This is a genomic window from Pseudomonas beijingensis, from assembly GCF_030687295.1.
Taxonomy (GTDB): domain Bacteria; phylum Pseudomonadota; class Gammaproteobacteria; order Pseudomonadales; family Pseudomonadaceae; genus Aquipseudomonas; species Aquipseudomonas beijingensis.
In genome coordinates, this window is record NZ_CP117425.1 from 4,683,380 (window position 1) to 4,700,582 (window position 17,203).

General features: G+C 65.9%; 1 protein-coding gene and 1 pseudogene. Both read left to right on the top strand.

Annotation, left to right across the window (positions count from 1 at the left end; translation table 11 throughout):
- The first annotated feature begins 64 nt into the window (after positions 1-64).
- A pseudogene (locus PSH84_RS20835) lies at positions 65-3,129 on the top strand (non-ribosomal peptide synthetase).
- 58 nt (positions 3,130-3,187) lie between these two features.
- Complete coding sequence (locus PSH84_RS20840; protein ID WP_305481715.1) at positions 3,188-17,134, top strand: non-ribosomal peptide synthase/polyketide synthase; 13,947 nt, start codon at positions 3,188-3,190, stop codon at positions 17,132-17,134.
- Positions 17,135-17,203: the final 69 nt, after the last annotated feature.

Below are 17,203 nucleotides of genomic sequence, written 5' to 3' on the forward strand. Positions count from 1 at the left end.
ATGTCCAGCAAGCCCGGCGTCTGTGCGGTGATCAGGCTCAAGCCCTTTTCCAGTCGAGATGAACATGAGCGGACTTCAAGGTTTTCGTATTTCGCCGCAACAGGCATCGGTTTACCCCCACATCAACGGCGCGGCGGAGCACCCGTTCAGCTGCCATTTGCAATGGTCGCTGTCGCAACCGCTGGACGTCGATGCCTTGAACAAGCGCCTGCAGGCATTGGTGGCCGGCAGTGAAATCCTGCGCACGCGCCTGATGCCCGTGCCCGGCCTGCGCCACCCGGTGCAGGTGATCGATGAAACCGCTGCGTTGGCGGTGAACCTCCAGGACCTGCGCCAACACAGCCGCACCGACCAGGACGTCGCGCTGACCCGGCTCGTCGACCAGCCCCGCGACTGGACGGCGCCCCTGTGCGTGACCCTGGTACGCCTGTCCGATGAACAAACGGTCCTGGACCTGGCGGCAGCCAGCAGCCACTTCGACCTCGCCAGCCTGAAATGGCTGGCCGGTGCATTGCTGCAAGACAACGCCACGGACCTGTCCGACACCTTGCAATACGCCGACTACGCCGAATGGCGCTGGAGCCTGGTTGAAGACGCGCCGGACCATCCGGGCGTGAGCTTCTGGAAACCCTCGGACGAAACCGAACAGGCCACCCTGCAACTGCCCCTCGAAGCGACCCTCGAAGGCCGGTTTGCGCCGACCCGACTGGACCTGGCGCTGCCGGCCGACCTCGCCCGCCACCCGGCCCTGACCCCGGAGCTGCTGCTGACGGCATGGGCAGCGGTGCTGGGACGACTGGCCGGCCAGCAACAGGTGCCGCTCACCCTGATCCATGAAAGTCGCGGCGCGGAACTGGAGAACACCCTGGGTCTGTTCGAGCAATGCCTGCCCGTGAGCATCGCACTGGATGCCCAGGCGACCCTGCTGGAGCAAAGCACGCAAGTGGCCGCCACCCTGGAACGGGCGGTCGGCTGGCAGGACTATTACACTGGCACCCTCGATGCCGGATACGCCTTTGCCTGGCGTTCGGGCGATGCCCGGGAGCGTCAGGCCAGTGCGGTGATGAACCCGCTGAAAGCGTGCCTGAACGTCCGCCAATTGCCCGACAGCCTGCACGCGCAGCTGGTCTACGACCGCCATGCCCTCAGCACCGAAGCCGCGGGTTGCCTCGCCGAGCAATGGCTGCAACTGTTGCAAGGCGCCCTCGCCGAACCGCAACGGGCCTGGGCCCAATTGCCCCTGGGTGGCGCGCTGCAAGCGCAACTGATCGGCGCTGGCGCGAGCGTACCGTCCATCGAACCAGTGACACTGGTGGAGTTGATTGCCCGCCAGGTTCGCCAGCAACCGAACGCCATCGCCCTCAGCGACCAGGACGGCGACCTGAGCTACGGCCGCCTCGACGCCTGCGCCACGCAGCTGGCCCATCGACTGGTCGCCGCCCGGCATCGGTCCCGGGGTGCCCGTCGGCATCCTGTTCGCCCGTAGCAACGCGGCCATTGTCGCCATGCTCGCCGTCTTGAAAGCCGGTGGCGCCTACGTGCCAATCGACCCGACCTACCCCGCCGACCGCCGCGCCTACATGCTCGCCGACAGCGCCATCGCCAACATCGTGGTCAGCGCCGAACTGGCCGACAGCGTGCCGGCCCACCTGCAACGCTTCGTGCTGGATGACCTGGCAACGCCGGACCTCGGCGATTTGCCAACACTGCCGTTGCCAGACGCGAACGACCTCGCCTACTTGATCTACACCTCGGGCTCGACCGGTGCGCCAAAAGCCTGTGGAAATCAGCCACGGCGCGCTGAGTTTCTCGACCCAGGTGCGCATGGCAGCCTACGAGACGCCGGTGCGCGCCTACCTGCTGTTGTCGTCGTTTGCCTTCGACAGTTCGGTCGCCGGGATTTTCTGGACCCTGGCCCAAGGCGGACGCCTGGTGTTGCCCGCCCCGGGTGAAGAGCTGGAGATGGCCCGCCTGGCGCAGTTGATTGCCCAGCATCAGGTCAGCCATGGCCTATCCTTGCCGTCGCTGTACCAGGCCCTACTCGATCAATTGCAGCGCAGCGGGGAAACCGACAGCCTCGCCTGCTGGATCGTCGCCGGCGAGGCTTGCCCACCGTCACTGATCGCGCAACACAGCAAGACCCTGCCACACGCCCGGCTGGTGAACGAATACGGTCCCACTGAAGCGACGGTCTGGGCCACCTATGAGGTGTTGGAGCCGGGCCGGAACGTCAGCATCGGCCGCCCCATTGCCGGCATGGACCTGCGCCTGCTGAACGAATTCGACAGCGCCTGCGGCATTGGCGAACCGGGTGAAATCGTCCTCGCCGGCCCGACCCTGGCCCGTGGCTATCGCAACAAGCCCGAAGAAACCGCCAAGGCCTTTGTCACCCTGGCCGACGGCACCCGTGCCTATCGCACGGGTGACCTGGCGTGCTGGTTGGCCGACGGGCGCCTGGCGTTCCTCGGGCGCAAGGACCATCAGGTCAAGGTGCGTGGCTACCGCATCGAGCTGGGCGAAATCGAGCGCCAGTTGTGCAGCCACAGCGACGTGCGCGAAGCCGCGGTGATCGTCCAGGAACAGGCCGCTGGCAAACGCCTGCTCGCCTACGTCCTGGCCGCCCATGGCTACGCGCCGGATTCGGAAGCGATCAAGCGCTTCCTCGGTGAACGCCTGCCATCGTACATGGTGCCGGCCCTGGTGCTGACCTTGGCGAGCTTTCCGCGCACGCCCAACGGCAAGCTCGACACCCGCCAGTTACCCGACCCGGACCAGTTCGACGAAAGCACCCACGTGGCGCCGCGCAACGCCATGGAAACCACCCTGCAAGCGATCGTCGCCAAGGTCTTGAAGCTCTCGACGGTGAGCGTCACCGACAACTTCTTCGCCATCGGCGGCGACTCGATCCTGAGCCTGCAAGTGGTGGCCCAGGCCCATGAGCAAGGCATTGCGCTGTCGGCCAAGCAAGTCTTCGAACGCCAGACCATCGCAGCCATGGCCGAGGTCGCGCAACCGCTGGATCCGAACGCCGCCGAGCCCCAAGCCGACAGCACCGAGTTCAGCGCTTCGGGCCTATCCGATGACGAAATGCAAGCACTGATGGCCGAACTGAACGAGGCCGACCTGTGAACGGTTCCTCCCGTCGCCCCGCCGTCACCGTTGCCCCTTTTTACGCAGGACGCTTTCAATGACCACCGAAAAAACCACCGGCAACCCGATTGAAGACATTTACCCGCTGTCGCCGCTGCAACAAGGGATGCTGTTCCACTCCTTGCTGCACGAAGACTCCGGTGTGTACCTGATGCAGGATCGCTACCGCATCGGTGGGGCCATCGATGAAGGGGCGTTCCTCGAGTCGTGGCGCCAGGTGGTGGCGCTGCACCCTTCCCTGCGTGCCAGTTTCCAGTGGAAAAGCCAGAAGCAACCGGTGCAGGTGATCCACCGCCAGGTCAAGGTGCCGCTGGATACTCTCGACCTGCGCGGGCTAGCCCCCCATGAGCAGGAAGCGCGGATCCGCACCTTGTTGGAAGACGAGCAGAAAGTCGGCTTCAACCTGTCCAAGCCACCGCTGATTCGCTTCCGGCTGGTGCGCCTGGCTGACGAGTCCTACGAATTCATTCGCAGCTTCCACCACATCCTGATGGACGCCTGGTGCATTTCCCTGGTGACCGTGGACTTCCTCAAAGTCTACGAAGCGCTGTGCAACGACCGTACGCCGGAACTGAAAAGCCCTCGACCGTTTCGCGATTACATTCAGTGGCTGCAACGCCAGGATGCGAGCAAGGCCGAGCAATTCTGGCGCGGCCAGCTGCAAGGTCTCAACGCCCCAACGCCACTGACCGTGGACAACGGCGTGACCCGCGACCGCTACACCGATGCGGTGCTGGTGGACGACCAACTGATTCACCTCGACGCGCAGGAAACCCAAGCGCTGGCGGCGTTCTGCCGCAGTCGCCGGATCACGCCGAACACGTTTTTCCAGGGTGTCTGGTCGTTGCTGCTGTCGCGCTACAGCGGGCAACAGGACGTGGTCTTCGGTGTCACCGTGGCCGGGCGTCCGGCCGACCTGACCGGCGTCGCGGAAATGATCGGTCTGTTCATCAACACCTTGCCGCTGCGGGTTTGCGTGGACCCGAACGCCTCACTCGGCAATTGGCTGGGCGACCTGCAGAAGCTCAACGTCGACATGCGCGACTTCGAGCACACACCCTTGACCGACATCCAGGGCTGGAGCGATTTTCCCCGGGGCGAGACCCTGTTCGACAGCATCCTGGTGTTCGAAAACGCGCCCATCGACGAACAGATCCTCGAAGGCGGTTTCCAGTTCAGCCTCGAAGGCATGGACCACAGCGTGCACACTCACTACGGCTTGACCGTGGTGATCCTGCCGGGCGAACAGTTGGGCATCCGCGTGTCCTATGACCGCGAACGTTTCGCGGCCTCCACCGTGCAGCGCCTGCTGGGCCACATCGCCAGCCTGGTGCGCAGCATGCTCGCCGCCCCCGACGCGTCGTTGGCCAGCTTCGAACTGCTGGCCGCCGACGAACGCCAGCAGTTGCTGGGCGAATGGGCGCTCAACCCCCACGATTTTCCGCTGGATCAAAGCTACGCCGAGCTGTTTGCCGTCCAGGTCGCCCAGCGCGGTGATCAGGTCGCCGCGATTTGCGCCGGTGAGTCGCTGACTTACGCCGAGCTCGACCTGCGTTCCACGCGCCTGGCCCATGCCCTGCGCGAGGCCGGTGCCGGTGAAGATCAACTGGTCGCGCTGGCGGCCCCTCGTGGCCTGGCGCTGTTGACCATGATGCTGGCGGTGTTCAAGGCTGGCGCGGCGATGCTGCCCCTTGAAGTCAATCACCCGCCCGAGCGCCTGCGGGAAATCCTCGGACTGTCCCGCGCCCCGTTGCTGGTCGCCAGCGAAGTCTGCAGCGGCCTGCTCGATCACTTGCTCAGCGACCTCGACCAAGCGCCCGCGGCGCTGTTCGCCGAGGCCTGCTGGGCATCTGGCAACGACGCGCCACTGCCGGTGCTCGCCCGCCCCGATAGCCTGGCCTACGTGCTGTTCACCTCGGGTTCGACCGGCACGCCCAAGGGCGTGATGATCGAACAGCGCGGCATGCTCAACAACATCTTCGGCAAGGTGCCGGCCCTGGGGCTCAGCGCCGACGACCGGATTCCCCAGACCGCTTCGGTGGCGTTCGACATTTCGGTGTGGCAGTTCCTCGCCGCGCCGGTGCTCGGTGCCACCGTGCACATTCTTCCAGATGAAGTCGCCCACGACCCGCAACGCCTGCTGCAAGAGCTCGCCAGCGAGCGCTTGAACGTGCTGGAAATCGTCCCGAGCCTGATGCGCACCGTGCTCGCGCTGTGCCCGTGCGACTTGCAACTGCCGGACCTGCGCTGGGTCCTGCCCACCGGTGAAGCCCTGCCGCCGACCGTGGCCCGGGACTGGTTCGCCCGCTTCCCCGACATCGCCCTGATGAACGCCTACGGGCCGGCCGAATGCGCCGACGACGTGGCCTTCCAGCCGATCCTCAAAGCACCAGGGGCCGAGGTCAGCCACATGCCCATCGGCCAGCCGACCGCCAACAACCGCCTGTATGTGCTGGACGAAGCCCTGCGCCCGGTGCCGGTGGGCGTGGCCGGGGAAATCTGTGTCGGTGGCGTCGGCGTCGGCCGCGGCTACCTGCACGACCCGCAACGCACCGCCGAGGCGTTTATCGACCACCCTCAACTCGAAGGTCGCTTGTACCGCACCGGTGACCTGGGACGCTGGCGTGCGGACGGGGTGATCGAATACCTCGGCCGCCGCGACCAGCAGGTCAAGCTGCGCGGGCACCGGATCGAACTGACGGAAATTGAACACCGTCTCGCCCAGCACCCGAACGTGCGCGAAGCCGCCGTCCTGCTGCGGGAAAACACCGTCGGCGAAGCCTGGCTGGTGGCGTACTGGTCGGCCCATGACGAGACCCAGGGCAGCGACGGCCTGAGCGAACACTTGCGGGCGCAACTGCCGCCGTACATGGTGCCGGCAGCCTTCGTCGGCCTGGACAAACTGCCCCTGAACAATAACGGCAAGGTCGACCGCAAGGCCCTCGCCGCCCGCGAGCTGGGCTGGCAGGCCGACACCCAGCAGAGCATCGCCCCGCGCAACGCGCTGGAAACTACGGTGGCGTCCATCTGGGCCGAGGTCCTGGGGCGCGACACGGTAGGCGTGGAAGACAACTTTTTCACCCTTGGCGGACACTCGCTGCTGGCGACCCAGATCGTCGCTCGCCTGCGTACCCAGTTCAAACTGGACCTGCCGCTGCGGGTGCTGTTCGAACAACCGACCGTGGCCCTGCTGGCCGTGGCCATCGCCGCCCGCCAGGCCGAGGCCGCCGCACCGCAAGCCAATGCGTTCAGAATGCCCAAGGCCCAGCCACGCCCGACGTTGCTGCCGCTGTCGTTCTCGCAACAGCGCCTGTGGTTCATCGAGCAACTGACGCCGGGCACCACCCTGTTCAACATCCCGTTCGCCCTGCATCTCAAGGGTGAACTCAATGTCGAAGCGCTGCACGCCAGCCTGAACGACCTGCTGGTGCGCCACGAAATACTGCGCACCGGCATCCACAGCACCGACGGCGTGCCATGCCAGCGCATCAGCCCAGCACTGGACATCGCGCTGCCCTTCGAAGACTTGTCGAGCCTGACCGCCACCGCCCGCGCCGGCGCGCAGTTCAATGCCCTGCAAGACACCTTCGAGCAACCGTTCGACCTGACCTGCCCACCGCTGCTGCGTGCGCGTTTGCTGCGCCTGGCGCCGGGCGAGCACGTACTCGGCATCGCCCTGCATCACCTGGTCTCGGACGCCTGGTCGGCCACCATCGCCCTGCGCGAACTGGCCCTGGGTTATGAAGCCCGTTGCAACGGCGCACCGGCCGAACTGCCGGCCCTACCACTGCAATACGCCGACTTCGCCCTCTGGCAGCGCGAACACCTGCAAGGCGCCGAACTCAAGCGCCAGCTCGATTACTGGACCACCACCCTGGACCGGCGCGACAGCGACGCCAGCCCACTGCTGGCCTTACCCACCGATCATCCACGGCCTTCGGTGCAAAGCTACCGCGCCGGGATCGTGCAGCGAGAACTCAGCGCCGACCTCAGTGGCCGGGTACACGCCTTTGCCAGTCGCCTCGGCACCACGCCGTTCACCGTCCTGCTCGCAGGTTTCGCCGTGTTGATGCACCGTTTGAGCGGCGATGCCACGGTGCTGGTCGGCACCCCGGTCACCCATCGGGAACAACCGAGCACCGAAGGCCTGCTGGGCATTCTGTTGAACAACCTGGCGATTCGCGCGGACTTCGAGCCGCAAGCCGACTTCACCGCCCTGGTCAAACAAGTGGCCGAGCGTCTGCGCAATGGCTTGCTGCATCAGGACCTGCCGTTCGAACAATTGGTCGACAGCCTGCAACTGCCACGCAGCCTCAGCCATGCACCGCTGTACCAGGTGATGGTCGCCCAGCAACTGGCCATGGAGTCGCGGTTGCGCTTCCCCGGGCTGGAATTCGAAGCCCTGGACACGCCACTGCGGCACTCCGAATGCGATCTGGACCTGCACGTGCTGTGCCCGGCCAATGCGCCGATCCAGCTGGAGCTGATGTTCGCCCTCGACCTGTTCGTCGCCGACAGCGCCCGCCAGACCCTCGCCCGCCTGGAACATCTGCTCGAGCACATGCTCGCCGAGCCCCAGCGCCCAGTCGCCGCCTTGCCACTGCTGATGGACGCGGAATGGCAACGCACCGTGGTCGAGTGGAACCGTACCGAGATGGCGGTGCCGACGCACCTGACCTTCGCCCAGTTGTTCGAACAACAGGCCGAGCGTACCCCGGAGCGTGACGCCCTGTGTTTCGAAGGCCGCAGCCTGAGCTACGGCGAACTGAACCGTCGGGCCAACCAAGTGGCGCATTACCTGCGCAGCCGCGGCGTCGCTGCCAACCGCCCGGTGGCGCTGTGTGTCGAGCGTTCGCTGGAGCTGCTGGTCGGCCTGCTGGGCATTCTCAAGTCCGGTGGCGCCTATGTACCGCTGGACCCGACCTACCCGGCGGATCGCCTGGCGTACATGCTCGAAGACGCGCAACCGGCACTGTTCCTCGGCCAGCAGGGCTTGTTGGAACAGCTGGGCACTGAACTGCCACGCGTGCACCTGGACAGCGACCCGGCCCTGTTCGCCCTCCAGCCGGACAGCAATCCGGCCCCGCTCGCCGGGCCGCAAGACCTGGCCTACATCATGTACACCTCCGGTTCGACCGGTAAGCCCAAGGGCACCCTGGTGACCAACGGTTCGGTGGTCAACCTGGCCTGGGCGCGCATCCATGGCTTGTATCGCCGCTACACCGACCAGCCGATGCGCACCAGCTTCAACTACTCGTTCGCCTTTGACAGTTCGGTGGCCGAGCTGATCCTGCTGCTGGACGGCCACAGCCTGTACCTGACCCCGGAAGACGTGCGCTACGACCCCGAGGCCCTCGCCGGTTTCTTCCGCGACACCCGCCTGGACGCCTTCGAATGCACCCCGGCCCAGCTCAAGGCCCTGCTCGAAAGCGACGGCGTTCGCCGTGGCGAGGTGTACCTGCCGCGCTTCGTGCTGTTCGGTGGCGATGCGGTGGATACGCAGCTATGGCAACGCCTGCCGTCAATTGCCGGCAGCCGCTTCTTCAACACCTACGGCCCGACCGAATGCACGGTGGATGCCACCGGTTGCGCGGTGGATGACTTCCCGCAGCGGCCGATCATCGGCCGGCCCATCGCCAACGTGCGCACCTATGTGCTCGATGCCTTCCTCAACCCGATGCCGGTGGGCGTCCCGGGGGAACTGCACATCGGTGGTGCCGGCGTGACCCTGGGTTACCTCAACCGTGCCGAACAGACCGCGAAGGTGTTCATCGAAGACCCGTTCTCGTCGCTGCCCGGCGCACGGATGTACAAATCCGGCGACCTGGTACGCTGGCTGCCCGACGGCCAGCTCGAATACCTGGGACGCATGGATCATCAAGTGAAGATCCGAGGCTTCCGTGTCGAGCTGGGGGAAATCGAAACCTTGATCGGCGCCCAACCGGGCGTACGCCAGGCCGTGGTGCTGGCCCGTGAAGACGTGCCCGGCGACAAGCGCCTGGTGGCCTACGTGACGTGCGACCAGCAGGCCGACATCCACGCCTGGCGCAAAACCATTGGCGCCGCCCTGCCCGACTACATGGTGCCCTCGGCATTCGTGCTGCTCGATGAACTGCCGCTGACCGATAACGGCAAACTCAACCGCAAGGCCTTGCCGGCCCCGGACATCCAAGCCGCGCCAGACGCCCTTGACCCGCCGCGCAGCGCCGCCGAACGACAACTGGCCGTCCTGTGGGCCGAGTTGCTCAACGTGCCATCGTCGCAGATCGGCCGTGACAGCCATTTCTTCTACCTCGGCGGACACTCGCTGCTGGCGGCGGCGCTGTTTGCCCGCCTGCGCCAACAGTTCTCTACCGTGCCACCGTTGCGGGCGGTGTTCGAACACCCGACCCTCGACGCCTTGGCCGCACTACTGGGCGATCCCCTGCAAGCCCCGGCGGCGACCTTCGTTGCGGCGGCACGTCCGGCGCGCCTGCCGCTGTCGTTCGAACAGCAACGCTTGTGGTTCCTCGAACAACTGAGTGCCGGTGGTGGCGAGTACAACGTGGTCAGTGCCGTGCAATTGGACGGCGAACTCAACGTCCAGGCCCTGCAATCAGCCCTGAACAGCGTGGTCCAACGCCACGAGATCCTGCGCAGCCGCATCGTGCGCGATACCGATGACGAGCTGGCGTTGATCATCGAACCGAAGGTCGATCTCACCGTACAGGTGACGACACTGCAGGCGACCAGCGACGAGCAGTGGCAGCAACTGACCGACGCGGCGATCCACGCAGAAACCGGCCGCCGTTTCGACCTCGCCGCCGAAGTGCCGGTCCGGGCCACGTTGCTGCAACGCAGCGGCGGCGTCCAGTCGTTGCTGTTGCTCAGCGTGCACCACTGCGCCACCGATGACGCCTCCAGCCAGAACCTGCTGGATGAACTGCGCCAGTGCTACACCGCCCAGTGCCTGGGCACTCCGGCGGCACTGCCGGCGCTGGCGCTGCAATACCCCGATTACGCCCTCTGGCAGCGCGAGCCCGGTCAACAGACTGCGTTCAGCAGCCAACTGGAATACTGGCGCAACCAACTGGAGGACGGCGACTACCTGCTGGACCTGCCGACCGAACAGGGCCGTCCAAACGAGCTCGCCCCGGCGGCCGGCGCCGTGCAACTGCAATTGCCCCCTGCCCTGGTGGAACGCCTGCGGCAGTTTGCCCAGCAACGCGGTGCCACCCTGTACATGCTCATGCTCGGTGCCGCGCAACTGCTCTTGGGCCGCTACGCCAACCAACGCGACGTGCGAATCGGCAGCCCGGTGGCCCAGCGGCCATTCGCCGAGCTGCAGCCGCTGATCGGCTGCTTCGTCAACACCGTGGTCATGCGCGCCGACCTGGATCCGGCGCAAGACTTCGAAGGCTTGCTGGGCCAGGTGCGCAACCGTGTGCTGGATGCCCAACAGCATCAGGACGTGCCGTTCGACCAGGTCGTGGAGCACTTGAAGCCTTCGCGCAGCCTCGGCCAGACGCCGCTGTTCCAAGTGCTGTTCGCCATGCAAAACGCCGACTCGTCGAGCCAGCCATGGCCGCAGTTGCAGGTCAGTGAACGCGCGGTGACCGCCCAGGCCACCAAGTACGACCTGAACTGGGAAGTGCACGACGGCGAGGTGCTGTCGGTGTTGCTGGAATACCGCGCCGCGCTGTTCAGCGAAACCACCGCTCGGCGTTGGCTGGAACAATGGCAACAACTGCTGGAAACCATGCTCGAAGCGCCACAAACCCGCCTCGGTGATTGGACACCACTACCGGCGGACGAGCGTCATCGCCAACTGATCGAGTGGAACGCCACCGAACGTCACTACAGCGGCCCAACCAACCTGCACACCGCCCTGAGCCAGCAAGCGGCCCTGAGCCCCAACGCCCCGGCGCTGGTGTTCGAAGGCCAGCGCCTGACTTATGCCGAACTGGACCAGCGGGCGCAAACCGTCGCCCGGGCCCTGCGTGCCGCCGGCGTAGGCAGCGACAGCATCGTGCCGCTGTGCATGGAGCGTTCGGTGGAAATGGTCGTGGCCTTGCTCGGCATCGTCCATGCCGGCGCCGCGTGGCTGCCGCTGGACCCGGAGTTGCCTGCCACGCGTCTGGCGTTCCTGATCGAAGACGCCGACGCCAAGGTCACCTTGACTCAAGCGCAATGGCTGTCGCGCCTGCCAGCCGCTCATCAAGCCTGGACGCTGGATGCGTTGCCAAACGCTGAAGTCGCAGAACCGATCAGCGTCCAGGCCAATGACCTGGCCTACGTGCTCTACACCTCCGGCTCCACCGGCCAACCCAAAGGCGTGATGAACGAACACGGCGCCTTGATGAACCGCCTGCATTGGATGCAGGACGCCTTCCCGATTGGCCCGAACGACCGTGTGCTGCAGAAAACCCCGTACAGCTTCGACGTGTCGGTGTGGGAGTTCTTCTGGCCGCTGATCACTGGCGCAACCCTGGTGGTTGCCCGTCCGGACGGTCATCGCGACCCGGCCTACCTCAGCCAGTTGATCCAGCAGGAACGGGTCACGACCTTGCACTTCGTGCCGTCGATGCTGCGGGCCTTTGTCGAAGAGCCGAGCCTGGCCGACTGCCACAGCCTGCGCCAGGTATTCGCCAGTGGCGAAGCCTTGCCGGTGGACCTGGTGCGGCGCTTCATGGGCCAACATCCGGCGGCGCTGGTCAACCTGTACGGCCCCACCGAAGCGGCCATCGACGTCTCGGTCTGGCGCTGCTCGGCCAACGACACGATCGTGCCGATCGGCAAGCCCATCGCCAACCTGCGCTTGTACATCCTCGATGAAGCCATGCAACCGCTACCGATTGGCAGCATCGGCGAGCTGTACATCGGCGGCGTCGGCGTGGCTCGCGGCTATTTGAAACGCCCGGACCTCACCGAAGAACGCTTCCTCGCCAGCCCGTTCGTGGACGGTGATCGCCTGTACCGCACCGGTGACCGTTGCCGCTTCCTGGCCGATGGCAACATCGAGTACCTGGGGCGTCTCGACCATCAGGTGAAGCTGCGTGGGCAGCGCATCGAGCTGGGTGAAATCGATGCTGCGCTGCTGGCCCAGGCCGGTGTTCGCGACGCCGCCACCTTGTTGCTCGACCAACGCCTGGTGAGTTTCTGGTGCGGTGACGCCGATGAAGCGACCCTGCGTGCCGACTTGAGCGACAGCCTGCCCGGGCACATGCAGCCAGGCGTGTTCGTGCAGCTCGACCGCCTGCCGCTCAACAGCAACGGCAAGCTCGACCGCAAGGCATTGGCCGCCACGCCGCTGCCACACAGCCAAAGCGACCAGCCACGCACCGCGCCGCGTAATGCCACTGAAACCGTGCTTTGCGAACTGTTCAGCGAGGTGCTGGGCTGTTCAGACGTCGGCATCGAGGACCACTTCTTCCAACTTGGCGGCCACTCCTTGCTGGCCACCCGCCTGGTCAGTCGGGTCCGTGAGCGCCTGGGGGTGTCCCTGCCCTTGCCGCTGGTGTTCGCCCAACCGACAGTCGTGGCCCTGGCCGAGCATCTGTGCGCGGCGACGCCCGGTGAATCGATCAGCGCACAACCGCGCCCGGCGCAATTGCCCCTGGGTCTGGCCCAGCGCCGGTTCTGGATGCTCAGCCGCCTGGTGTCGGAGTCCCGCGAATACCACATGCCGTTCGCCCTGACCTTGCGCGGCGAGTTGCAGGTCCAGGTCTTGCGCGAGGCCTTTGCGCAAGTCAGCCAGCGCCACCTGGTGCTGCGCAGCCGGATCGTCGACGTCGACGGCGAACCGCAATTGCTGATCGACGACCACGGGCCGGCGCTCGCGGTCACTCGCGTTGCGACCCAGGACTGGGCAGCGACCTGCGCCAACGCCCAGGACGAACTGATGACACCGTTCGACCTGGCCTCCGCCGCGCCTTGGCGTGCGCACCTGCTGCAACGCCAGGACAGCGACGAAAACCTGTTGCTGGTGTGCCTGCACCACAGCGCCACCGACGGTTGGGCCATGCAGTTGCTCATCGACGAACTGACCCAGGCCTACGCCGCCGGCCTCAACGGGCAGTCGCCTGCCTGGACGCCGCTGGAGATCGACTACGTCGATTTTGCCCTGTGGCAACAGCACCCGGACACCCAAGCCCGGCGCAGCGACAGCCTGGACTACTGGAAAAACCATCTGGGCCAGGAGGACTATCAACTCGACCTGCCCATCGACCATCCACGCGGCGCCGAAGCCGACCGTCGCGCCCAGCAACTGACTGTCCGCCTGGGCAGCCAGCGCGCCGAAGCCATCCGACAGTTCGCCCGTCAGCGCGGCACCACCACCTACGTGGTGCTGGCCACAGCCCTGAGCGCGCTGCTGGCCCGCTACAGCGGCCAGCGGGAGATTCGCCTCGGCACCCCGGCGGACCAACGTGACCACGCCCAAACCCAGACGCTGCTGGCCTGCCTGGTCAACACCCTGGTGATCCGCAGTGACGTCGACCAACGGGCCCCGGCCGAGCAACTGCTCGCCAGCCTCGAGGCCGACCTACGCGCCGCCCAGGCCCACGCCGACCTGCCTTTCGCCACCCTGGTCGGAGCCATCGCGCAAAACCGCGACTTGAACCGCACGCCGTTGTTCCAAGTGCTGTTCTCCCTCAACTACGGCCGCGTCGACAGCAGCCAATGGCCGGGGCTGAACGTCGAAGAGCAGATGCTGCCGGTGATCGACGCCAAGTTTGAACAGAGCTGGGAAGTCCAGGACGACGGCAGCGACATGACGCTGGCGCTGGAATACCAATCGGCCTTGTACGACGAAGCGACGATGCAACGCTGGAGCGCGCAGTGGTGCGCGCTGCTCGACGCCCTGGTGGCAACCCCTGGGCGCACCCTGGTCGAACTGTTCCCGCAACAGCAGGACCAGCAGCAACTCGACTGCTGGAACGCCACCGAACGTCATTACAGCGGCCCAACCAACCTGCACACCGCCCTGAGCCAGCAAGCAGCCCTGAGCCCCAACGCCCCGGCGCTGGTGTTCGAAGGCCAGCGCCTGACTTATGCCGAACTGGACCAGCGGGCGCAAACCGTCGCCCGGGCCCTGCGCGCCGTCGGCGTAGGCAGCGACAGCATCGTGCCGCTGTGCATGGAGCGTTCCGTGGAGATGGTCGTGGCCTTGCTCGGCATCGTCCATGCCGGCGCCGCGTGGCTGCCGCTGGATCCGGAGTTGCCTGCCACGCGTCTGGCCTTCCTGATCGAAGACGCCGACGCCAAGGTCACCTTGACTCAAGCGCAATGGCTGTCGCGCCTGCCAGCCGCTCATCAAGCCTGGACGCTGGATGCGTTGCCAAACGCTGAAGTCGCAGAACCGATCAGCGTCCAGGCCAATGACCTGGCCTACGTGCTCTACACCTCCGGCTCCACCGGCCAACCCAAAGGCGTGATGAACGAACACGGCGCCTTGATGAACCGCCTGCACTGGATGCAGGAGGCCTTCCCGATTGGCCCGAACGACCGTGTGCTGCAGAAAACCCCGTACAGCTTCGACGTGTCGGTGTGGGAGTTCTTCTGGCCACTGATCACCGGCGCAACCCTGGTGGTTGCCCGTCCGGACGGTCATCGCGACCCGGCCTACCTCAGCCAGTTGATCCAGCAGGAACGGGTCACGACCTTGCACTTCGTGCCGTCGATGCTGCGGGCCTTTGTCGAAGAGCCGAGCCTGGCCGACTGCCACAGCCTGCGCCAGGTATTCGCCAGTGGCGAAGCCTTGCCGGTGGACCTGGTGCGGCGCTTCATGGGCCAACATCCGGCGGCGCTGGTCAACCTGTACGGCCCCACCGAAGCGGCCATCGACGTCTCGGTCTGGCGCTGCTCGGCCAACGACACGATCGTGCCGATCGGCAAGCCCATCGCCAACCTGCGCTTGTACATCCTCGATGAAGCCATGCAACCGCTACCGATTGGCAGCATCGGCGAGCTGTACATCGGCGGCGTCGGCGTGGCTCGCGGCTATTTGAAACGCCCGGACCTCACCGAAGAACGCTTCCTCGCCAGCCCGTTCGTGGACGGTGATCGCCTGTACCGCACCGGTGACCGTTGCCGCTTCCTGGCCGATGGCAACATCGAGTACCTGGGGCGTCTCGACCATCAGGTGAAGCTGCGTGGGCAGCGCATCGAGCTGGGGGAAATCGACTCAGCCCTGCTGAACCTGCCGGCCATCACCGGCGCCTGCACCCTGGTCATCGACAACCGCCTGGTGGCGTTCTACAGCAGCAGCACCGCGCAGTCGGACCTCGACATTCAGCTCGCGGCCGAGCTGCCGGCCTACATGGTACCGGCGGTGTGGGTGCAAATCCCGGCCCTGCCCCTGAGCACCAACGGCAAGATCGACCGCAAGGCCCTGGCCGCCCTGCCCTTGCCAAACACCCAGAAAGACTACGCGGCACCGCGCAATGACCTGGAACGCCTGCTCTGTCAGTTGTTCGGCGAACTACTCGGCGAAACCTTGACCGGCGGCCGCGAAATCGGCACCTCGGACAGTTTCTTCGCCTTGGGCGGTGACTCGATTCTTGGCCTGAAACTGATCTCGCGCTTGCGGGAACAGGGCTATTCGCTCACGCCACGGGACCTGTTCCGTTCGCCGACCCCGGCGGCCCTGGCCCACGTGACCACGGCCCTGCTGACCCAGGCCGAACAAGGCGACGTGACCGGGCCGATGCCGCTGATGCCGTTGCACCAGTGGTTTTTCGACCAGCAGCAGGTCCAGGCCGCGCACTGGAACCAATCGGTGCTCGCCGACAGCGACCGTCGCCTGGAACCGGCCATTGTCCAAGCCACACTGGATCGGCTGGTCGCCCACCACGACGCCCTGCGCCTGCGTTTCACCCACGTCGACGGCCAATGGCAGGCACACATCGCGCCGGTGGCACCGGCCCCACTGACCTGCTGCGAGCAGTCGGAACAATTGCTGCACGTCGCGCAAAGCCTGGACCTGCAACACGGCCCGCTGTTTGCCGCGGCCCTATTGGAAGGCACACCGCAGCGCCTGTACCTGGTGGCCCATCACCTGGTGGTCGATGCGGTGTCCTGGACGCCGCTGCTGGAAGACTTCCAACAGTTGTATTGCGCCCTGGAACGTGGCGAGCAGCCGACGTTGCCGGCGAAAACCACCTCGTATCGCCAATGGGCCGAGCACCTGCAAGCCCATGCCGCCAAGGCTGCTACCGAGCATCGCTACTGGAGTGCCCAAACCTCTGCAAACCCGCCGCCCATGGCCACGGTCGCCGAGCGCCAGACCCTCTCGGCCCGCTGGGATGCCCGCCGCACGCACCAATGGCTGACCGAGTCCCATGCGGCTTACCGCACACAACCGGAAGAACTGCTGATCGCCGCCCTCGCCGCGACCTTGGCCGAGGTCGAACAGCGCAGCGACATCGTCGTGGACCTGGAGCGCCACGGGCGTGACGCCCCGTTTGCCGGGCTGGACGTCGGCCGCACCGTCGGCTGGTTCACCACCCTCTACCCACTGCGGGTGAACGCCCGCGGCGCTGCGGGTGATCAGGTGCGCAACGCCAAGCAAGCCTTGCGCGATGTACCCGGCCTGGGGCTGGGCTACGGCTTGCTGCGCCAGCGCGGCGAGTTGCCGGCCAGCCACGGCGATGTGCTGTTCAACTACCTGGGGCATGAACAAACGCCAGCGGGCTGGTTACGCGCCAGCAGCCTGACCCCGCCGCCGGAGGTGGCCTCGGCGAACCGAGTGACCCATGCCCGTGAAGTGGTGGCTTGGCTGGAGGACGGCATATTGCGTGTGCAATGGCACAGCGTCACGCCGAACGCCGACAGCCGTTTGCCCGCTCGCCTGCTGGAACGTTTGCAGGCACTGGTCGAACACTGCCTCGACCCGCAGGCCGGTTCGCTGATGCCTGCGGACTTCCCGCTGGCCAAGGCGCTGAACCAGAAATCCCTGGACAAGCTGCTGGGCAAGCTCAAGACCAAACCCAATTCCCAAAGCTAGCGAGCGACACGGCGCCTGCGCAGGCGCCTTGATCGACTCACTTGAGTTTTCAAGACTTTGAAATGGACC

Coding starts and splice junctions, on each gene's coding strand:
- PSH84_RS20840 (WP_305481715.1), top strand. CDS start 3,188: ATGACCACCGAAAAAACCACCGGCAACCCGATTGAAGACATTTACCCG.